Origin of the sequence: Neoroseomonas eburnea (genome assembly GCF_018129005.1) — a bacterium.
Lineage (GTDB): Bacteria > Pseudomonadota > Alphaproteobacteria > Acetobacterales > Acetobacteraceae > Neoroseomonas > Neoroseomonas eburnea.
In genome coordinates, this window is sequence record NZ_JAAEDL010000002.1 from 172,989 (window position 1) to 190,908 (window position 17,920).

Annotated in this window: 22 protein-coding genes and 1 pseudogene; 15 read left to right on the forward strand and 8 right to left on the reverse strand. The window is 70.9% G+C overall.

The annotated features are described in order from the left end of the window. Positions 1-71: 71 nt before the first annotated feature. A protein-coding gene (locus GXW74_RS03170; protein ID WP_246522797.1) for an IS3 family transposase occupies positions 72-1,300 on the reverse strand; the annotation gives its coding sequence in 2 pieces (ribosomal slippage) (positions 72-959 and positions 962-1,300; 1,227 coding nt in all). Between the two features lie 56 nt (positions 1,301-1,356). Next, positions 1,357-1,788 (reverse strand): annotated as a pseudogene (locus GXW74_RS27845) (IS256 family transposase); the annotation flags it as partial. 407 nt (positions 1,789-2,195) lie between these two features. Between GXW74_RS27845 and GXW74_RS03180 the strand changes: the two are divergent. From GXW74_RS03180 to GXW74_RS03190, 3 genes are all read left to right on the forward strand, one after another. After that, positions 2,196-3,374 (forward strand): MFS transporter, encoded by a 1,179-nt coding sequence (locus GXW74_RS03180; RefSeq protein WP_211844830.1) that lies wholly within the window; start codon positions 2,196-2,198, stop codon positions 3,372-3,374. Positions 3,375-3,605: 231 nt separating this feature from the next. Further along, complete coding sequence (locus GXW74_RS03185; RefSeq protein ID WP_211844831.1) at positions 3,606-3,887, forward strand: PepSY domain-containing protein; 282 nt, start codon at positions 3,606-3,608, stop codon at positions 3,885-3,887. A 15-nt stretch (positions 3,888-3,902) separates the two neighbouring features. Next, positions 3,903-4,511: a cytochrome b/b6 domain-containing protein gene (locus tag GXW74_RS03190; RefSeq protein ID WP_246522799.1), complete on the forward strand. Its 609-nt coding sequence runs from the start codon at positions 3,903-3,905 to the stop codon at positions 4,509-4,511. Between the two features lie 5 nt (positions 4,512-4,516). On the opposite strand, the gene GXW74_RS03195 is transcribed toward GXW74_RS03190, so the two are convergent. The 3 genes from GXW74_RS03195 to GXW74_RS03205 all read right to left on the reverse strand — a co-directional run bounded on the left by GXW74_RS03195 (position 4,517) and on the right by GXW74_RS03205 (position 7,096). Beyond that, complete coding sequence (locus GXW74_RS03195; RefSeq protein WP_211844832.1) at positions 4,517-5,944, reverse strand: sensor histidine kinase; 1,428 nt, start codon at positions 5,942-5,944, stop codon at positions 4,517-4,519. 124 nt (positions 5,945-6,068) lie between these two features. Beyond that, positions 6,069-6,740: a response regulator transcription factor gene (locus tag GXW74_RS03200; protein WP_211844833.1), complete on the reverse strand. Its 672-nt coding sequence runs from the start codon at positions 6,738-6,740 to the stop codon at positions 6,069-6,071. Continuing rightward, positions 6,740-7,096: a PepSY domain-containing protein gene (locus GXW74_RS03205; protein ID WP_246522801.1), complete on the reverse strand. Its 357-nt coding sequence runs from the start codon at positions 7,094-7,096 to the stop codon at positions 6,740-6,742. The genes GXW74_RS03200 and GXW74_RS03205 overlap by 1 nt, the downstream gene beginning before the upstream one ends. Before the next feature lie 129 nt (positions 7,097-7,225). On the opposite strand from GXW74_RS03205, the gene GXW74_RS03210 reads away from it, so the two are divergent. Beyond that, on the forward strand, positions 7,226-7,537 hold the full coding sequence (locus tag GXW74_RS03210) for a PepSY domain-containing protein (protein WP_211844834.1): 312 nt from the start codon (positions 7,226-7,228) through the stop codon (positions 7,535-7,537). Between the two features lie 57 nt (positions 7,538-7,594). On the opposite strand, the gene GXW74_RS03215 is transcribed toward GXW74_RS03210, so the two are convergent. Continuing rightward, complete coding sequence (locus tag GXW74_RS03215; protein ID WP_211844835.1) at positions 7,595-8,296, reverse strand: Crp/Fnr family transcriptional regulator; 702 nt, start codon at positions 8,294-8,296, stop codon at positions 7,595-7,597. Positions 8,297-8,402: 106 nt separating this feature from the next. Here GXW74_RS03215 and GXW74_RS03220 point away from each other — a divergent pair, with 106 nt between their 5' ends. From GXW74_RS03220 to GXW74_RS03240, 5 genes are all read left to right on the forward strand, one after another. Further along, on the forward strand, positions 8,403-9,014 hold the full coding sequence (locus GXW74_RS03220) for a DUF6448 family protein (RefSeq protein WP_211844836.1): 612 nt from the start codon (positions 8,403-8,405) through the stop codon (positions 9,012-9,014). Between the two features lie 164 nt (positions 9,015-9,178). After that, positions 9,179-9,643, forward strand: a complete 465-nt coding sequence (locus GXW74_RS03225) for a hypothetical protein (RefSeq protein ID WP_211844837.1) — start codon at positions 9,179-9,181, stop codon at positions 9,641-9,643. Positions 9,644-9,728: 85 nt separating this feature from the next. Then, positions 9,729-10,958, forward strand: a complete 1,230-nt coding sequence (locus GXW74_RS03230) for an efflux RND transporter periplasmic adaptor subunit (RefSeq protein WP_211844838.1) — start codon at positions 9,729-9,731, stop codon at positions 10,956-10,958. Beyond that, positions 10,955-12,085 (forward strand): ABC transporter permease, encoded by a 1,131-nt coding sequence (locus GXW74_RS03235; protein WP_211844839.1) that lies wholly within the window; start codon positions 10,955-10,957, stop codon positions 12,083-12,085. Before GXW74_RS03230 ends, GXW74_RS03235 begins: the two co-directional genes overlap by 4 nt. A gap of 1 nt (position 12,086) precedes the next feature. Beyond that, positions 12,087-12,860, forward strand: coding sequence for an ABC transporter ATP-binding protein (locus GXW74_RS03240; RefSeq protein ID WP_211844976.1), 774 nt, complete (start codon positions 12,087-12,089; stop codon positions 12,858-12,860). A 512-nt stretch (positions 12,861-13,372) separates the two neighbouring features. On the opposite strand, the gene GXW74_RS03245 is transcribed toward GXW74_RS03240, so the two are convergent. Beyond that, on the reverse strand, positions 13,373-14,278 hold the full coding sequence (locus tag GXW74_RS03245) for a type I restriction endonuclease (protein ID WP_211844840.1): 906 nt from the start codon (positions 14,276-14,278) through the stop codon (positions 13,373-13,375). A gap of 284 nt (positions 14,279-14,562) precedes the next feature. Here GXW74_RS03245 and GXW74_RS28575 point away from each other — a divergent pair, with 284 nt between their 5' ends. The 6 genes from GXW74_RS28575 to GXW74_RS03275 all read left to right on the forward strand — a co-directional run bounded on the left by GXW74_RS28575 (position 14,563) and on the right by GXW74_RS03275 (position 17,692). Continuing rightward, positions 14,563-15,057, forward strand: coding sequence for a molybdate ABC transporter substrate-binding protein (locus GXW74_RS28575; RefSeq protein WP_211844841.1), 495 nt, complete (start codon positions 14,563-14,565; stop codon positions 15,055-15,057). A gap of 4 nt (positions 15,058-15,061) precedes the next feature. Next, positions 15,062-15,895 (forward strand): sulfite exporter TauE/SafE family protein, encoded by an 834-nt coding sequence (locus tag GXW74_RS03255; RefSeq protein WP_211844842.1) that lies wholly within the window; start codon positions 15,062-15,064, stop codon positions 15,893-15,895. Next, positions 15,892-16,041 carry a hypothetical protein gene (locus GXW74_RS03260; protein ID WP_211844843.1) on the forward strand — a complete coding sequence of 50 codons (150 nt, stop codon included), beginning with the start codon at positions 15,892-15,894 and terminating at the stop codon, positions 16,039-16,041. The genes GXW74_RS03255 and GXW74_RS03260 overlap by 4 nt, the downstream gene beginning before the upstream one ends. 494 nt (positions 16,042-16,535) lie before the next feature. Further along, positions 16,536-16,928, forward strand: a complete 393-nt coding sequence (gene crcB / locus GXW74_RS03265; protein ID WP_246522804.1) for a fluoride efflux transporter CrcB — start codon at positions 16,536-16,538, stop codon at positions 16,926-16,928. 3 nt (positions 16,929-16,931) lie between these two features. Next, positions 16,932-17,342: a fluoride efflux transporter FluC gene (locus GXW74_RS03270; RefSeq protein ID WP_211844844.1), complete on the forward strand. Its 411-nt coding sequence runs from the start codon at positions 16,932-16,934 to the stop codon at positions 17,340-17,342. A gap of 2 nt (positions 17,343-17,344) precedes the next feature. Then, the gene (locus GXW74_RS03275; RefSeq protein WP_211844845.1) at positions 17,345-17,692 is read left to right on the forward strand and encodes a DUF190 domain-containing protein; all 348 of its coding nucleotides are present in this window, start codon (positions 17,345-17,347) and stop codon (positions 17,690-17,692) included. Here GXW74_RS03275 and GXW74_RS03280 read toward each other — a convergent pair. Beyond that, complete coding sequence (locus GXW74_RS03280) at positions 17,637-17,885, reverse strand: cation transporter (protein ID WP_211844846.1); 249 nt, start codon at positions 17,883-17,885, stop codon at positions 17,637-17,639. The genes GXW74_RS03275 and GXW74_RS03280 overlap by 56 nt on opposite strands. Positions 17,886-17,920 lie beyond the last annotated feature (35 nt).

A 17,920-nucleotide genomic window follows, 5' to 3' on the forward strand; every position in this document is an offset into this window, starting at 1 on the left:
CCCTGGTGGAAGCCGAGCTCGATCAGTCGACCCTGCCCGGCAATGGGCTTGCCCCGCTTTTGTGGACACGGTTACGCGGCTATTGCCGCTGAATGGAACGCTGCTGCCTTCTGCTCGGGTGTGATGTAGCCGAGCGCGGAGTGCAAGCGGCGCTTGTTGTAGAAACCCTCGATGTAGTGGAACACATCGGCCCTGGCTTGGTCGCGCGTCTGGTAGTCGGCCTCCTCGACGAGTTCGCCCTTCAGCGTCGCGAAGAAGCTTTCCATCGGCGCGTTGTCCCAGCAGTCGCCCTTGCGGCTCATCGAGCAGAGCATGCCATGCGCCAGCAAGCGGGCGCGATAGCGATGCGCGGCGAATTGCACGCCGCGGTCGGCGTGGTGGATCAGGCCGGGCAGCGGCCGCTGGCGCGCGATGGCCATGTCGAGTGCGGCAAGCGCCAGTTCGTGGCCGAGGTGGTCGGCCATCGCCCAGCCGACGACCCTGCGCGTGTAGAGATCGAGCACCGCGGCGAGATACAGCCAGCCTTCCGCGGTCCAGATGTAGGTCAGGTCGGCAAGCCAGACCCGGTCCGGCGCCTCCGCCGTGAACTTGCGTCCGAGCAGGTTGAGCGCGATCGGGAAGGCGTGGCTGCTGTCTGTCGTCCGCCGGAAGCGGCGCCTGCGGCGCGCCGCCAGGCCCATGCCGCGCATCAGGCGGGCGACCCGCTTGCGGCCAACCCGGCGGCCGCGGGCGCACAGTTCGGCATGCACGCGCGGGCTGCCATAGCGGCCCCGGCTGGCCGCGTGGGCGGCCTGGATCTCGGCAGCCAGCGCCCGGTCGGCGGCCGCCCGCGCGCTCTCGGCCCGGCTTGCCCAGGTATAGTAGCCGCTGCGGCTGACGCCGAGCACCTCGCACATGACGTTGACGGGGAAATCGGCGGCGTGGTCGCGCATGAACATGAAGCTCACCTCCGGTCCGCCGCCTGGCCGAAGATGAGCGCAGCTCGCTTTAAGATGTCGCGCTCCATTCGAACGCGCTCGAGCTCCTTGCGCAGCCGGGCGATCTCGGCGGCCTGATCGGCCGGGCTCGGCCCGACGCGGCGCGCCGGCGCCGCCTGCTCTCGTCGGGGCGTCGGCGCCGGCGCGCCGCTTACCCCGGGCGAACGCCCCTCAGCCCAACGCAGCCAGGAACGGACCAGACGATCCGGCAGACCCAGTTCGGCCGCCACCTGCGATGCCGAGCGACCGCTACGCATCGCGGCAATCGCCTCCCATTTGAACGCGTCGGGGAAACTCCGACGCCGTTTCACGCCCTCCACCATCGTCACCTCCTGGCCCTTCAGCCTATCAAAGGTGTCCACTCAGGCGGGGCAGGCCCAATCCGCCGTTGGGCCTTGCCCGCGTGCGCGAGAGCGTTGCGTGCGAAGTGGACGCGGCAGCGCTGCCAGGTGGCCCGCAGCACTTTGGTCACCGCCGCCTTCAGGCCTTCGTGGGCGTCGGAGATGACGAGCTTCACGCCGGCCAGGCCGCGCCGCTTCAGGGTGCGCAGGAAGTCCAGCCAGAAGGGTTCCGCCTCCGAACTGCCGACCGCCATGCCGAGGACCTCGCGCCGCCCGTCGGCGTTGACGCCGACCGCGATGGTCACGGCCACGGGAACGATGCGGCCAGCCTCGCGGACCTTCACGTAGGTGGCGTCGAGCCAGAGATACGGCCAATCACCCTCAATGGGGCGGGCGAGGAAGTCGCGGACGCGGTCATCGATCTCGGCGCAGAGGCGGGAGACCTGGCTGCGGCTGATCCCCTCCATGCCTCGCGGAGAACGGGAGCTTCTTGCTGAAGGACGCCGATTCCGATCCGGATTACGGCGCTGCCTGTGGGCGCCATTGCCGTCCTCATAGTCAGCGGCGATCATCAGCAGGCGGAAGCGCAGCATGTCGGCAGGGCTGCGCCGGATCCGCTCCGGGTGTGGCGGATCGCTGATCCAGTCGGCGAGGCGCTTGGCCAGGCCACAGCACGCGTTAGCCTCGCGCAGCGCCGGAAGTCTGCGATCCGATGATGGGGCGCAGCCGTTGAGGCGGACGCCGGTCGGGGTCAGCGCTGGCCGGGGACAATACCGCTGCCCCCTGGAAGCGGTGAGCCAGCGCAAGAATCGGAGTGTCGACCGGCCAATGCTTTCCTAACGTGGCCCATCCGGCCATCACGGAACATGCCTGCCTGATGACTCAAGACCTCGCCGCACCCGATGCGCCGGATTCCCTCACAGGCTGGCTCGCCACCCTCTCCGCCTTCATCGCCGGTTTCGTGGCTTTCGGCGTGATGTACAGCTTCGGTGTGTTCTTCACGCCGATGGCGGCAGAGTTCGATGCCAGCCGCACCTCGACCTCCGCCTTCTTTGCGATCACCAGCGTCCTGTTCTATTTCTTCGGCTCGGTCACCGGCCGCCTCAGCGACCGATTCGGTCCGCGCCGCATCGTCTCGGCGGGCGCGGTCATCATGGCCGCCGGACTGGTGCTCACGGCCACGACGACGCAGATGTGGATTGGCTACCTGACCTATGGCCTTGGCGTCGGCATTGGGGCGTCCTGCGCCTATGTCCCGACGCTGGCAATCGTCGGCGGGTGGTTCAACCGCCATCGCACAACCGCCCTCGGCCTGGCCGCGGCCGGCACGGGCTGCGGGACATTGCTGATGCCCCCCGTGGCAGCGATGCTGATCGAGGCGCATGGCTGGCGGGCGGCCTACGCGGTGTTCGGCGCGGGCGCCTTCGTGCTGCTTCTGCTCTGCGCTTGGATTGCCCGCCCGCCGCCGCCCGCTCCGGAAAGCCCGGCAACGAAGCTGCGGCGCGTCGTGCGGTCGCGCTCTTTCGCGCTGCTCTATATCTCCTGGGTGCTGGCCACGACCGGCCTCACGGCGTCGATGGTCTTCCTGGCACCTTTCGCCCAGGCCACCGGCGTCAGCCCCGTCGCCGCCGCAATGCTGGTCTCGATCATCGGCGGAGCGAGCATCCTGGGACGGGGTGGCATCGGCATCATCAGCCAGAAGATGGGTTCAGTACGGCTGTACAAATCCTCGGTGCTGGTGATGGCTGTGAGCTATCTGCTGTGGCTGCCATTCACCGGCTACGGCTGGCTGGTGGCGTTCGCGGCGACGCTCGGGCTTGGCTACGGCGTAAGAATTGCGCTGACGCCGGTAATCTTGATCGAGTTCTTCGGTCTTGGAAATCGCGGCGCATTGCTGGGCGTGTTTCTCACCGCATCCAGCATATCGGCCGTGTGCGGTCCATTGCTGGCAGGCTGGATCATCGACCAGACCGGCAGCTATCAATGGGGCGTCGCATTCGCCCTGGTGATGGGGGGGCTTGGGTTCATTGCGATCGTACCGCTACGACGCGAGTGATCGTGGCGGCAGCGATCTCCGGCCACGGCCAGGGTTTATTGCCGTCCGTATTGGCACCAAGGCCGCACGCAATGACTCCACCTGCGGCACCGGTGCGACGGCGAAACGCCCGTACGTCGAACCTGTCGGAACGCTGACGCCCTGCGTCAGCCGGCCGACAGCGGTGCCACGCCAGTCTCCCGCGCATCGCCCTGCACCATGCAGCGCGAAGCCCCGGAGGACACAGATCCCATGCGCAAGTTCGTCATCGTCGCCACCGCCTTCGCGGCCGTCGGCACCCTCGCGGCCACCACCGCCCAGGCCGCCAGCCTCGGCCGCCCCTGCACCACGGCCCCGGAAGCCCAGTGGCTCTCGCTCGACACGCTGAGGGCCAGGGTCGAGGCGGCGGGCTACCGGGTCCAGAGGGCGAAGCTCAAGGCCGCCTGCGGCGAGATCTACGCCCTCGACCGGAACGGCGCGCGCGTCGAGCTGTTCGTCGATCCGACATCGGGCCAGATCGTCGCGACCCAGTGAGCAGGGGGAGATGACATGACCATCCGCAGCGATGCAGTGGTCAAAGCCGGCGGCGCGATGCCGCCGGCGACGGCTACCACCGCCGACGACCGGGACGCGGCGGCGGTGCAGACGGTCCCGGTGTGGGACCCGTTCGTGCGGGTCTTTCACTGGAGTCTGGTCGGCCTGTTCGCCCTCGCCTTCGCGACGGGCGACGAGATCGAGTGGCTGCACCTCACGGCCGGCTATGCCATCGCCGCCCTCGTCGCTCTGCGGGTCGCCTGGGGCTTCGTCGGCCCGCGGCACGCCCGCTTCGGCGACTTCGTCCGCCCCCCGCGGGAGGTGTGGACCCATTTGCGCGATGCCGCCCTGCTGCGGGCGCCGCGCCATCTGGGGCACAACCCAGCGGGGGGCGCAATGGTCGTCGCCCTGCTCGCCATGCTGGCCGGCACCGCCGCGACCGGTTTCATGATGACGACCGACGCGTTCTGGAGTGCGCAGTGGGTGGAGGACCTGCATGAGGCATTCGCCTACGCCACGCTGGGCCTCATCGGCCTCCACGTGGCCGGCGTCGCCTTCGCCAGCCTCGAGCACGGCGAGAACCTCGTCCGGGCGATGATCACCGGGCAGAAGCGGGCCCGGTGAGGATGTCACGGCGGGGGCGCCCGGGGTGGCCACCCCGCCGTGGCAGCCTCATCCCGGCAGCCCGGGAGCCGGATCTCGGCCCTCAGGCCGCCGAGGCTCGCGGATCGGTCAAGCCGGAGCCAGCCGCCATGGGCCTCCACCAGGTCGCCCACGATGGCGAGGCCCAGCCCGGCGCCGGGCTTCGTCGCGTCGAGCCGCTCGCCCCGCGCGAGCGCCCTCTCCGCCTCGTCTTCCGGGATGCCGGGTCCGTCATCCTCGACCAGGAGCAGGACCGCCGCATCGGCCGCATCATCGCGCCGGCCCGCGATGCGAATCCTGCTCCGTGCCCATTTCGCCGCGTTCTCGGCGAGGTTGCCGAGAATCTCCGCGAGGTCCTGCGCATCCACCGCGATGACGAGGCCGGCCGGGATGGCGATGTCCCAGTCCAGCGCCTGCCCCCGCGGCGTCCGGCGCAGAACGTCCACCACCTGCCACGCGACCTGCGCGGGCGCCGCATAGTGGCCGCCGCCCTCGGGCGCGGTCCGCGCCCGCGCCAACTCGCGCTCAACATGCCGCCGCATCGCCTCGGTGACCGCCTCGATCTCCTCCGCGATCCCGCCTTCACCCCGTTCCCGTAACTCCCGGGCATCGGCGGCGAGGACGGTGAGCGGCGTCTTGAGGCCATGCGCGAGGTCGGCGGCCCGCGCCCGCGCCCGGGCCAGCGCCGTGTCCTGCGCGTCGAGCAGGGTGTCTACCTCGGTGGCAAGTGGGCGCACCTCGTCCGGGAAGCCCGCCGCCCCGAGCCGCGCCTCCCGCCCCGCGCGGACGGCGGCGAGGCGGCGGCGCAATTCGCCGAGCGGCCGCAACCCGACCGCCACCTGCACCCAGGCGGCGGTGATGAGGATGGCGGCGAGCAGCCCGAGGGAGGGTGCCAATTCCACCGCGAAGGCACGCCCGGCGGCGCTGATCTCGGCCCGGTCCACCGCCACCGCGGCGCGCAGGCCGCCGCCGCCGAGGCTCGCCGGCAATGCGACGTGCCGCTCCACCGCGAGGAGCGAGGCGCCGCCGGGCCCTGGGGTGACGTGCTGGTGTACCTCCCCGCCCTGCAGCGCGTCAGGCGGCAGCCTCAACGTCGCGTCCCACAGCGAGCGCGAGCGCAACCCGGCCGCCGCGCCTGGCGCCTCCTCTGCGATCTGCCAGTAGAGCCCGCTGAGCGGCTCGGCGAAACGCGGCTCGGCCGGTAGGCGGGCAAGCCGCAGGGTGCCGTCCTCGGCGCGTTCCAACCCGTCGATCAGTTGCCGCAGATGCGCCTGCAACTCGATCGCCACGCGCCGCTCCACATGCCGCTCGAACAGCAGCACGAGGCCGGCGCCCGCCAGCGCCAGCGCCAGCAGCACGGACGCACTCGCCGCGACGAGCAGGCGCAGGCGCAGCGAGCCGCCGCGCCGCGTCATACCGGCCAGCCTTGTGGCTGACCCGGTATTCGAATCTTGGTTCTGCGCGCGACCGCGCCACCAGCTCCGCGCGCGGATACCGCTCGCCCTGCCAACGACGCATCATCGGCAAGGCTCGTCGGCATCACGCCGCCGGCCGCCGCTCGGGCACCAGGTAGCCGAAGCCGCGGCGGGTCTCGATCAGATCCACCCCGAGCTTGCGGCGCAGGCGCCCCATCAGCACCTCGACTGCGTTGGGGTCGCGGTCATGGTCGTGGTCGTAGAGGTGGTCCATCAATGCGGTCGGCGGCACCACCCGGCCGGCGTGGTGCATGAGGTAGCTGAGACAGCGGTATTCGAGCGCGGAGAGCGCCACCGGGACGCCCTCGACCGTCACCCGCATCTGCCGGGTGTCCAGCACGACCGGCCCGGCCGAAAGCATCGGGGAGGCGTGCCCGGCGGAGCGGCGCAGCAGGGCGCGCAGGCGCGCGAGCAGCTCCTCCATGGCGAAGGGCTTGGGCAGGTAGTCGTCGGCTCCGGCGTCGATCCCTTCCACACGCTCCGCCCAGGCGCCGCGCGCGGTCAGGATCAGCACCGGGAAGCCGCGCCCGCCGGCGCGCCACTTCCGCAGCACGGCGAGCCCTTCCATCTTCGGCAGGCCGAGGTCGAGCACCGCGGCGTCGTATTCCTCGGTGTCACCCTGGAACCAGGCCGCCTCGCCATCGGCGACGTGGTCGACCGCATAGCCCGCGGCCTCGAGCGCCACGCGCAGGCCGCGGGCGATCCGCGCATCGTCCTCGACCAGCAGGATGCGCATCACTCCGTCCTTCGGCTCAGTACCCGCGCCGTGGCGGCGTCCACATAGACCTCGACCAGGCGGCCTGTGGGGCCGATCACCTTGAATTCGTAGACCCAGCGGCCGCCGCGCTCGCGCTCGAAGTCCACGCCCACCACTTCCCCGCCCAGTTCGGGGCGCACCCGCGCGAGGACCTCGGCGAGCGGGAGTGCCTCGCCGCGTTCGAGCGCCTCGCGGGCGCGGTCGTGGTCGCGGTCGCGCCGCCCGCCGGCCTGCGCGGCGGGAGCGGCCAGGATTGCCCCGCCACCGGCCGTCGCGCAGAAGCCGCCGAAGCGGATCATGTACTGGCGGCGGGTCAGGGGATCATGTGTTCTCATGGCCGCATCCTGCCCGGTTGCGGCTGACGGATCGCTGACATGCATCAACAGCGGGCCGACAGCACGCCCCCGCTAGGGTCCGGCCATCGAATCCGGAATCGCTCCGGATCCACGGAACGGAGAGCGAAGATGCGAAAGACCCTGTTGACCGCCGCCCTGGCCCTCGGTGCCACCGCGGCGGCGCTGCCGACGACCGCCCCGGCCATGGCCGGCGAAGGGCGGAACGCCGGCCTCTACCACTGCCGCGTCGCCCCCGGCGAGACCCGGCTGCCGGCCGAGGCGATCCGCCGGACCCTCGAGGAGCTCGGCTATAGGGTGGACCGCATCCGGATGGACGATGGCTGCTACGACGCCCGGGCGGTGAACGACAGCCGCATCCCGATCGAGGCCCGCTACCACCCGGTCACCGGCGAACTCGTCCGCGCCCGGCTGCGGTCGTGAGGAGGCCGGTCCGACCAGCCCCGCAAGCGGATGCGCCCGGCGACCCTGCCGGGCGCATCAGCCCTCGCGGCGGCCGGCACCGCTCCAGGCTTCCAGGATCTCGGGCGCGATCACGCGGATCCGCCCGCGCGCCAGTTCGACCGCGCCCTCGCGCTCCAGGGCCTTGAGCGCGCGCTGCACCACCTCGCGCACCGTGCCGGTCATCGCCGCGAGTTGCTGCTGGGTGAGGTGGGCGCAGTGGTCGCCGGTGCCCTCGGCGAGCGGCGGCGCGCCACGGCTGCATTCCAGCAGCAGCCGCGCGACGCGCGCCGCGACGCCGCGCAGCGCGAGATCCTCGACCATCTCCGTCATCGCCCGCAGCCGCATCGCGACCATCCGGATGACCGCCGCCGCGACCTCCGGGCGTTCGCGCAGCAGGGCATGGACTCGCTCGGCCGGCAGCAGCCCGACGACGCTGTCTTCGAGCGCCGCGACGCTCGCCGGGTTGGGGCCGCCGTCGAACACCGGCACGTCGTTGAAGCTCCGGCCGGGGCCGAGGATGCGCAGCACCTGCTCGCGGCCGTCCTCCGACAGCTTGAACGCCTTCACCCGCCCGCGCACCACGAAGGAAAGCCCCTGGCAGGGGTCGCCCTCGGCCAGGATCAGGCTGCCGGCGGGGCAGTGCCTCTCGCGCGCATCGGCGGCGAGGCTAGCGAGCGTGGCGGCATCGAGCCCGTCGAAATAGGGCAGGCGGCCAAGGAGCGCGGCGAGGGACGACAAGCCGGAACCTCTGAAAACGACGGTGAAGGCGACTTTGGTCGCAGAGTGCCGGCGCAGCCTACGCCATCCTTTGATGGAACGAAGCCCTTCGCCGGAGGACCACGATATGCGCAGGCTGCTGATGCTGACCGTCTTTGCCGGGGCGTTGACCGCTGCTGTCGCCGCCCCTGCCTTCGCCCATTGTGACAGCGTGGACGGGCCGGTCGCCGGCGCGGCGCTGAGGGCGCTCGATGCGCGCAACGTTAATCTCGCGCTGCCTTATGCGCCGGCCATCGCGGAACCCGAGATCACGCAGGCCTTCGCGCTTGCGCAGGCCGCGCGCGGCCAGGGCGCCGAGGCCAAGGCGCTCGCCGACCGCTGGTTCATGGAAACCGTGGTGCGCCTGCACCGCGCCGGCGAACGCGCGCCCTATACCGGGCTGAAGCCGGCCGGCACCGACTTCGGCCCGGCGATCCCGGCGGCGGAGCGGGCGCTGGCGACCGGCGAGGCCGGGCCGTTGACGGCGATGCTCGCGCAAGGTGTGGAGCACGGCGTCGCCGAACGGATGGAGCGCGCGCGGGCGGCACGGGAAGCCCCGTCCGAGCCGCGGACCGCGGCCGAGGTGCCTCATGCCCGTGCGCGGGTAAGCGCCGAGTTCGCCTTCATCGAGTATGTCGAAGGCATCCACCAGGCGATGAAGGGTGCCGCGGCCCATGGCGGCGCCGAGGCAGGACACTAGCCTGGCCCGAGCCGCAAGCCGCGCCAGCCCCGGACGCTTGCGGCGGATCAAGGCGGCCGGCCGGTCGGAGCACCCAGGCTGGCCGGGCTGCAGGACGGGTGCCGGGGCGCTGTCGCGAAGGCACCCGCCGCATGGATGAAGGTATCCGCCGGAGGAGAGGCGTCATGACTCCCAGCATTCCCCAGCCGCTCAAGGCGGAACACGACGACCTCCACGAGGCACTGGTGCGGGCGATCCGCGCCGGCGGGCGCACCGGCGAGGCGGCGCGCGCCGTCGCCGGCGCGCTGCATCCGCACTTCCTCAAGGAGGAGGAATACGCCTTGCCGCCGCTCGGTCTTCTCGGGCGCGTCGCACGCGGGGAGGACGTGTCCGGCGCGGCGGAGGCGGCCATCGCGATGGCGGAGCGGCTGACGGCCGAATTGCCGGACATGCTCGGCGAGCATGGCCGGATCGTCGCGACGCTCGGGGCGCTGGTCGAGGCCGCGCGTGCCGAGGGACACCCCGAACATGTCCGCTTCGCGGAGGAGCTGATCCTGCACGCTAGGACCGAGGAGGAGGTTTTGTACCCCGCGACCATTCTCCTCGGCGAATACCTGAAGGCGGGCAGGAAGCCACTCGACCATGCTTGACCTTCCGGGCGGGCCGGCCAAGGCCCTCGCACCCACGGCAGCTCCCGGTGGCCGGTCAACCACGGAAGGAGCGCCCGCAGCGGAGGTGGCGCAGCAGCAGCCTGCCCCATCCGGCCCCGCGCAGGAGGCCCGCGCGCCGGCGCGGCGGTTCCGCCCGGGCCGCCGGACCGGCGTCGCGCTCCTCGTCCTCGCGGCCGCACTGGGGGCAGCGTATCTGCTGTTCGCCCAGCCCCTGGAGGTCGGCGTGGCGGCGCCTCGGCACGGCGTTCCGGTCGAGGTCTATGGGCTCGGCAGCGTCGAGGCGCGCGTGGTCGCGGTCATCGGCTTCGAGGTGCCGGGCACGATCCGCGAGTTGCACGCCGACCAGGGTGACCGGGTCGCGGCGGGCGCGCTGCTCGCCACGCTCGACACCCGCCAGCAGGCGGCCCGCGTCGCCTTGGCCGAGGCCGGCGTCACGCAGGCCCGCGCGGCGCTCGAGGAGGCCGGGTCGGGCCTCGGCCGGGCCGAGGTCGTGCTGGCGCAGGCACAGCGCACCAGCGCGCGGCGGCAGGAACTGGCGCGCGGGCGCATCGTCTCCGAGCAACTGGCCGAGGAGGCGCTGACCGCCGTCGAGACCGCGGCAGCCGAACGGTTGCAGGCGACCAGCCGGGTCCACGTCGCGCAGGCCAACCTCGAACAGGCCGCGGCGACGCTCGCGCGCGAGCGCACGCTGCTCGACCAGCACAGCCTCACCGCCCCCTTCGCCGCGGTCGTGGTGACGCGCCACCGCGAACGCGGCGCCCCGGCGCGGGCGGCCGACCCGGTCTTTGACCTCGTCGATCCGGACACGGTGTGGGTGCGCGCCTATGTGGACGAGGCGCTGTCCGGCCGCCTGCGCGTCGGCCAGCCGGCGTCGATCCGGCTGCGCTCCCTGCCGGGACAGGCATTCCAGGGTGAGGTCGCGCGCATCGGCATCGAGAACGACCGGGTCGGCGAGGAACGGCGGGTCGAGATCGCCTGCCGCGACTGCCCCGCCGACTTCCACCTCGGCGAGCAGGCGGAGGCGGTGGTCACCACGGCCCGGCTCGACCAGGCGCTGCTGGTCCCGCACGCGGCCTTCGAGGAGTCGGATGCGCGCGGCGGCGTCTTGTGGACGGTGGAGGAAGGGCGGCTGCGGCGGCGCCGGGTCGCCTTCGGTCACCGCACCCTGGATGGCCAGGTCGAGATCCCGGCCGGCGCGCTGCCGCCGGGTGCGCGCGTGGTGGCCGAGCGACCACGAGGGCTGCGGGAAGGGCGCAAGGCCATCGCGAAACCGTCCGAAGGGGGCGCGCGGTGAACCTCGCCTGGCGCGACATCCGCCACAACCTCGGCCGCTTCCTGTTGACCTGCCTCGGCGTCGGACTGCTGCTCGGCATCGTGCTGTCGATGATCGGCATCTATCGCGGCCTCGTGGACGACGCGCTGGTGTTGGTGCGGGCGCCGCAGGCGCAGATCTGGGTGGTCGAGGCCGAGCGGCGCGGCCCCTTCGCCGAGGCCTCCCGCCTGCCGCAGGACACGCGCGACATGATCGCCCGGCTCGAGGGCGTGGCCGCGGCGGGCGCCGTCACCTACCAGTCGGTGGAGGCGACGCTCGGGGAGCGCAAGCTGCGCCTCAACGTGGTCGGCCATGAACTCGGGCGGCCGGGGGAGCCGGCGGCGCTGGTCGCTGGCCGGCCGATCACGCGCGGGCACTACGAGTTGGTTGCCGACCGTCGCGCGCGGATCGCCCTCGGCACGACGATCCGGCTCGGGCGCAATGTCTTCACGGTGGTCGGCCTGACTGAAGGGCAGGTCGATTCCGGGGGCAACCCCGTCGTCCACATGACCCTGGCCGATGCGCAGCGGCTGCAATTCGAACTGGAAGGCGACGCCGCCCGGGCCCAGGCCGCACGCGGCACGGGGCGGACCCCGCCCACGGTCAATGCGGTCGTCGCGCGCCTCGCCCCCGGCGCCTCGGCCGAGGCTGTGGCCGCGACCATCCGGCGCTGGAAGCACCTCTCGGCGCTGACCCAGGCCGAGCAGGAGGCGATGCTGTTGGAATCCGTGGTGGAGAAGGCGCGGCGGCAGATCGGCCTGTTCACCGCCACGCTGCTGCTGGTCTCGACCGTGATCATCGCCCTGATCGTCTACACGCTCACGCTCGACAAGACGCGCGAGATCGCGACGCTGAAACTGATCGGCGCGCCCGACCGCACCATCGTCGGGCTGATCCTGCAACAGGCGCTGGCGATTGGCGCGATCGGCTTCTTCGCCGGCGCCGCGCTGCTGGTGAACCTCGTGGACATCTTCCCGCGCCGGGTCGTGCTGCTGCCGCAGGATGCGCTCGCGCTCGGGGGCGCGACGCTGGTGGTGTGCTTCATCGCCAGCGCGCTCGGCGTGCGCCTCGCGCTGCGGATCGACCCGGCGCGGGCGCTGGGTGGCTGAGATGGCGGGCCAGGGCGATGCCGGGCGGGCGGGGGCGCGGGTGCCGCGCGTCGAGCTGCGCGGCATCTCGAAGCATTTCGGCAGCGGCGCGGCGCGGGTCGATGCGCTGAAGGATGTCAGCCTCGACATCTTCGGCGGCAGCGTGGTCGGCCTGCTCGGACCGAGCGGCTCGGGCAAGAGCACGCTGCTCAACGCGATCGCCTGCATCACCGAGCCCAGCCGGGGGCGGATGCGCCTGGACGGGGATACGGTCTACGACAACCGCTGGCTGCGCCCCGACCTGCGGCGGCTGCGGCTCGAGAAGATCGGCTTCATCTTCCAGTTCCACAACCTGCTGCCCTTCCTGACCGCGCTCGAGAATGTGCGGCTCGTGCTCGACCTGGCCGGCTGGCCGCGTGAGGCGGCACGGCAGCGGGCGGCGGAACTGCTCGACTACCTCCAGGTCGGGGACCGCGGGCAGGCGCTGCCGGCGCAACTCTCGGGCGGGCAGGCGCAGCGGGTTGCGATCGCGCGGGCGCTCGCCAACCAGCCGCGCATCATCCTGGCCGACGAGCCGACCGCCGCGCTCGATTCCGAGCGGGCGGGGATCGTGATGGACCTGCTGCGCGGGGTCGCGCGGAAGAACGACGCGGCGGTGGTCGTCGTCACCCACGACGAGAAAATCTTCGACCGGCTCGACGAGATCTTCTACCTGAGGGACGGTTGGCTGGTCCCGCCGGAGGCCGCACCCACGCCGCCCCGGCTGGCGATCGCCTCCAGCGACATGCGCCTGTGATGATGTGGCGGGATCCCCGATAGAGAGCCCATCTCGCCTGCGGCTGGTGCTATGAGGTGGGTAACGACAGCGTACCTTGTCGGCGAAACTGAAGCGCAGGCCCAGTCGTGTCTCCGGGCCGAGCCCCGGCCATCACCGTGCTGTCCTGGTTCAGGCAGAGAATCAGGGCGTCACGGGCAATCGCCGGTGGTTCAGACCAGAGAGTGTTCGGTGGCGGTTCTCATTCCTACGCCACTTCCGCACTTCGCTACCTGTCTCTCCCCGGGTTAGGCCCGCCGAGAATGGCCGGTTTCGCGGGATTCTTCGCGACAGGGTGGCGGGCGCGCACATGGGGAAAGGCCGCGAGGCCGCTCTCTGCGGCCCCAGTTTCTCCGAACCTGGCGACCTATTCGATGCTCCGGCCGCGCTGGAAAGCTCAGAATTCCTTGGCTGATCAGGCGTAACGAGGCGGCCCGGTTAGCGAACCGTATGCCCCACCAATCGCCACTGCCCCGTGTCTTGGTGGCCGGCTACTACCACCCCTGCCTCATCCATTCGTCGATGTCCCGCGATGAAAGAACCTTCTCGGTGTACTCCCAGTCCAACCCCTGATCGTCAGCCACGTCACGAAGGTATCTCAGTTCCATCGGGGGCTTGTCCGGGTAGCCGACAGCGATGCTGGCTCGCCGCAGCGACTTTCGAATATCAGCAAGGCCGAGCTGCGGCACGCGCTTCCGGATCAAGGCGGCGAATGCATCGTCCTGAAAGGTCTGCTCCAGTGCCGCCTGAACCTGGCGGTCGACGTGCCAAGCCTGCCACAACTCATCGATGGCACGGGCGCGCATGTTGTCCCGGCCGAGCAGGCTGAGCACTCGGACCGCGTCGTCGAGTTTCTCGGGTACTTCGATCTTGACCGCGGTGAAGAGCTTCTGGTCGGCCTCGACCTGAGCGTGGACCTTGTAGATGCGCCATTCGGCGCCGTTGGTGAGTACGCACCAGTCCACCCCGGCGGCGTTGGCGTAGTTGATCGTCTGGACGATCCACTTCCTGTCATCCAGGGCATGACCGAGAGGCTTCGCCTCTACGAACAGCACCGGAGAGCGATTGAGAAAGAGAGCGTAGTCGACCGGGTTGTCAGCGGTGTTGTGCCGGTACTCGTTCCGAACCTCATCGATGTCGAGGATGTCCCATCCCAGCGCCGCGACAGTCGGCGTGATGAGGATGCGCTTGGTATCTTGCTCGGAAATGCGGCCGCCCTGGGCGCGAAGTCGCGGAATGCGGTCCGCGATCTGGCGAAGCGCGATGGTGATCTGACCGGCGGAAACCGCTGGCGGAACTGTGGCGGGCGACATGAAGGCGATGAACTCCGGCGGCACCCCCGCCTGAGCCGGAGGCTTCCAAGCGGCGCTTATCGTGCCCCGGGATAGCCAGAATGTCATCCGTTACGTCAGCAAGCTGAGGCGGACCGCCCATCAGGAGTTGCCGGCTATAGGAGGTTGCCCTGTCCAAATGGGCGCGTCCGCGCCCAGGAAATCTTGTAATTTCAGGCGGTCCGTGTCGCGTCCGTCCAGGACCGCCTCTCGGCCCCGGCCTCGCCGACCGTGACGCGCTCCACCAGCAGCCCGACAAACGGCGCCCATCAGGAGGCACGATGCCGCATGCTGGATCCAGACCAACATCGCCAGCCACGACGGGTCTGACCCTATCGGTGACCGCGGCGGGGGTGGCTTTTGTCCTGCTGGCTTGGCAGCCGCTGCTGCTGGCGCTCGGCGCGGCGGCGGAACCAGGTGGCTGGCATGAGAAGGCGGGGATCGCGCTCGGCCTCGTTGGCCTGTCGCTGCTGCTGCTGCAGTTTGCCCATTCCGGCCGCTGGCACCTCGTCTCAGGCCGCAACGGCATCGATGTTGCCATGCGCTTCCATCGCGCCGCCGCAATCCTGGTGCTCGTGATGGCGCTGCTGCATCCGGTGCTGTTCGTCCTGCCGCTGATGCTGGTCGAGGCGCCCTTCGCGATCATCTTCTCGACCGATGCGAACGTCGCGACCGTGCTTGAGGTTGCCGCGCTGTTCCCCGCGGAAAGCCATCCGGCCATCGCCTACCCCTTCGCGATCACGCGGCGTGCCGCCGGCAATGGCCAGGCGCGCGCTCTGCTCGATTTCATCACCGGACCGGAGACCGCCGCCACCTGGCAGCGCTTCGGCTTCACCCTGGCGGGCTGACGCCATGGTCCGGCCAGACCCCGTCCCTGCCCTGCTCTGGGGGGCTGCCATCGGTACGCTGGGCGGGCTGATCGGCCTGGGCGGTGCAGAGTTCCGCCTGCCCGTGCTGCTCGGTCTCTTCGCGCTGGCCGCACATGCCGCCGTGCGGCTGAACCTGCTGATGAGCCTCGCCACCCTCGCCGCTTCGGCGATCGGGCGGTTCGGCTTCGTGTCCTTCCCGGGGCTCGCTGGCCATTGGCCGGAGATTGTCGCCCTCATGCTGGCGGCAATGGCCGCGGCCTGGTTCGGCGCAGGCCTGCTCGCGCGCATCGATGCGCTGCGCCTGACGCGCATCATCGCCGTGCTGCTCGCTGCCATCGGCGTATTGCTGCTTGTCGAGGCCGCTGCGGGCGACGCGCTCCACCTCGGCGCCGACCCGGGCGGCTGGTGGCGCGCGCCGGCCGGTGCGGTGGCGGGTGTCGGGATCGGCCTCGTCTCGTCGCTGCTCGGCGTCGCTGGAGGCGAGTTCATCATCCCGACGCTGATCTTCGGTTTCGGGCTGGACATCCGCGCGGCGGGCACGGCGAGCCTGATCATCAGCCTGCCGGCCGTTGCGGTGGGCGTGATCCGTCACGCCCGATCCGGGGGCTATGCCGATCGGGCGATGGTGGCCGGCATCGGTCTGCCCATGGCGGCGGGTTCCGTTGTCGGCGCCCTGGCGGGGGCGGCGCTGCTGCGCTTTGTGCCGGCGGGCGCGCTGAAGCTGATCCTGGGCGCGATCCTGCTCGCCTCCTCGGTGAAGCTGTGGCGCAAGGGCGCGGCCAAGGCGGCGGCGGCACGGGCAGCGGCCGTGCGATGAGCGGGCTCGTGCTGATTCTCGGTGCCGGCGACATGGGCTCGGCGGTCGCCCATGCGCCGCTTGGTGCTGGATGGGCGGCGGCGATGCACGACGATCCGGCACCCCCCCATCTGCGCCTCCTCATGGCCTTCGCCGATGCGCTGTGAGACGGCGCGGCGCATCTCGCGGGGGGTCACGGCGCGGCGCGCGGATACGCCCGAGGCATTCGCAATGTTGCTCGCTGCGGGTGAGAACCTCGCCATCACCGCCCTGCCATCGACGCCGTGCCGGCGGCGCGCCCCTGGGTTGCGCTCGTGGATGCGCGGATGCGCAAGCGCGCGATCCCGCCTGACCGGCGGCCTCGCTCCACTCGCCATCGGCCTCGGCGTCGGCCTTCTCTCCGGCGGCAACGGCGACATCGCCATCGAGACGAATTGGGAGGCGCCCGGCCAGGTGGTGCACGCGGGTGCAACCCTGCCCCTGCGCGGCGAGCCGCGTGCCATTGCCGGGGTGGGGCGTGGACGCGCCGCCCATGTGCCGCAGTGTCATCCCCGGTTACACAGCGCAGGCGCGGCAGCCTTGCAGATGCTCCCGCCGCGAGGCTAGCAGTGGCGGGTCTCATGATGCCCCACGGCTTCATCGGCCGGGGATGCAGGGTTCAATGATGCATCTGCTTCTTGTCGCCTTCGGCGGCGCCGTCGGGGCCTGCGGGCGCTTCTGGCTTTCCGGCGTCGTCGCCCGCCGCGTGGGCGAGACCTTCCCATGGGGCACGCTGGTCGTGAACGTCACCGGGGCGACGGCCATCGGGCTGCTCGCAGCAGGTTTCATGACCGCCGACGGCGTCCTGGAACATTGGCGTGAGGCGTGGCTGCTGCTCGTGACAGGCATTCTCGGCAGCTACACCACGGTCTCCTCATTCAGCCTGCAGACGCTGGCCCTGGCGCGCGCCGGCGAGGCCTGGAGAGCGGCGCTGAACGTGATGCTCTCCCTCGGTCTGTGCCTTTCGGCGGCGCTCGCTGGTCACCAGGCAGGCCTCTGGCTGTTCGCAGGCTGAGGCATGGCGCCGCGCACCCGCCTTTACCTCGCCATCGCCGCCGGGGGCGCGCTCGGGTCGGTGGCACGCGACCTATGCGGCCTGATGGCGCTCGCCGGCTTCGGGCCGGCCCTCCCGTTCGGCACACTCGGCGTGAACGTCGCCGGTTCCTTCCTGATCGGCCTCTACGCCACGCTCACCGAGCCGGACGGCCGACTTTTCGCGACACCCGCCATGCGCCAGGGCGTGATGGGCGGCTTTTGCGGCGGCTTCACCACCTTCTCGGTTTTCAGCCTGGAGAGCATCCGTCTGCTCGAGGCAGGGCAATGGCCGCTGGCCGCGGGCTACGTGCTGGTCTCGGCTGCGACCTGGCTGCCCGCGGTCTGGCTCGGCCACCGCCTGGCGCAACGCATGAACCGCCTTCGGGGAACATGACCATGACGACAAGGACGACGCCCGCGAGCCTGTTGCGCGTCTTCATCGGCGAGTCGGACGAGTACCGGGGCCGCCCCCTGCACGAGGCGATCGTGCTCAAGGCCCGCGAGATGGGCCTCGCGGGTGCGACAGTTCTGCGCGGCCCGATGGGGTTCGGTCGGTCGAGCCGGCTGCACACCTCAAAGATCCTGCGCCTGTCCGAGGACCTGCCGCTGGTGATCGAACTGGTGGACGGGGAAGCGAAGATCGAGGCGCTGATCGAGGCGTTGCACCCCATGCTCGGCAGCGCGCTGGTCACGCTCGAAGCGGTGCGGGTGGTCCGCTACGGGCATGATGGCGGGCTGAATTGAACCGGCGTGCCGCACGCTGGCGGTGGGCGTGAGGGTTCGCTGACCAGCCCAACGCCGCGAAGATCAGGAAGTTGACTGCCGCATCTTCAAGGAAGTCGACGCTGTCCGCGAGCAGCGAAACGGAACCGATGGACAAGGCGACCGCGAACTCGACACCGAGATAACCAAGGTTCAGCAGCGCCACGAGCCGCACCGAGCGACTTCAGGCGGCGTCAGACGGTCATGCGA

What these genes read in the sequence shown, in the direction of transcription:
- GXW74_RS03180 (WP_211844830.1), top strand. Translation starts at nt 2,196, where the DNA reads ATGACTCAAGACCTCGCCGCACCCGATGCGCCGGATTCCCTCACAGGC.
- GXW74_RS03185 (WP_211844831.1), top strand. Translation starts at nt 3,606, where the DNA reads ATGCGCAAGTTCGTCATCGTCGCCACCGCCTTCGCGGCCGTCGGCACC.
- GXW74_RS03190 (WP_246522799.1), top strand. Translation starts at nt 3,903, where the DNA reads ATGACCATCCGCAGCGATGCAGTGGTCAAAGCCGGCGGCGCGATGCCG.
- GXW74_RS03195 (WP_211844832.1), bottom strand. Translation starts at nt 5,944, where the DNA reads ATGACGCGGCGCGGCGGCTCGCTGCGCCTGCGCCTGCTCGTCGCGGCG.
- GXW74_RS03200 (WP_211844833.1), bottom strand. Translation starts at nt 6,740, where the DNA reads ATGCGCATCCTGCTGGTCGAGGACGATGCGCGGATCGCCCGCGGCCTG.
- GXW74_RS03205 (WP_246522801.1), bottom strand. Translation starts at nt 7,096, where the DNA reads ATGAGAACACATGATCCCCTGACCCGCCGCCAGTACATGATCCGCTTC.
- GXW74_RS03210 (WP_211844834.1), top strand. Translation starts at nt 7,226, where the DNA reads ATGCGAAAGACCCTGTTGACCGCCGCCCTGGCCCTCGGTGCCACCGCG.
- GXW74_RS03220 (WP_211844836.1), top strand. Translation starts at nt 8,403, where the DNA reads ATGCGCAGGCTGCTGATGCTGACCGTCTTTGCCGGGGCGTTGACCGCT.
- GXW74_RS03225 (WP_211844837.1), top strand. Translation starts at nt 9,179, where the DNA reads ATGACTCCCAGCATTCCCCAGCCGCTCAAGGCGGAACACGACGACCTC.
- GXW74_RS03240 (WP_211844976.1), top strand. Translation starts at nt 12,087, where the DNA reads ATGGCGGGCCAGGGCGATGCCGGGCGGGCGGGGGCGCGGGTGCCGCGC.
- GXW74_RS03245 (WP_211844840.1), bottom strand. Translation starts at nt 14,278, where the DNA reads ATGACATTCTGGCTATCCCGGGGCACGATAAGCGCCGCTTGGAAGCCT.
- GXW74_RS03255 (WP_211844842.1), top strand. Translation starts at nt 15,062, where the DNA reads ATGGTCCGGCCAGACCCCGTCCCTGCCCTGCTCTGGGGGGCTGCCATC.
- GXW74_RS03260 (WP_211844843.1), top strand. Translation starts at nt 15,892, where the DNA reads ATGAGCGGGCTCGTGCTGATTCTCGGTGCCGGCGACATGGGCTCGGCG.
- crcB (WP_246522804.1), top strand. Translation starts at nt 16,536, where the DNA reads ATGATGCATCTGCTTCTTGTCGCCTTCGGCGGCGCCGTCGGGGCCTGC.
- GXW74_RS03270 (WP_211844844.1), top strand. Translation starts at nt 16,932, where the DNA reads ATGGCGCCGCGCACCCGCCTTTACCTCGCCATCGCCGCCGGGGGCGCG.
- GXW74_RS03275 (WP_211844845.1), top strand. Translation starts at nt 17,345, where the DNA reads ATGACGACAAGGACGACGCCCGCGAGCCTGTTGCGCGTCTTCATCGGC.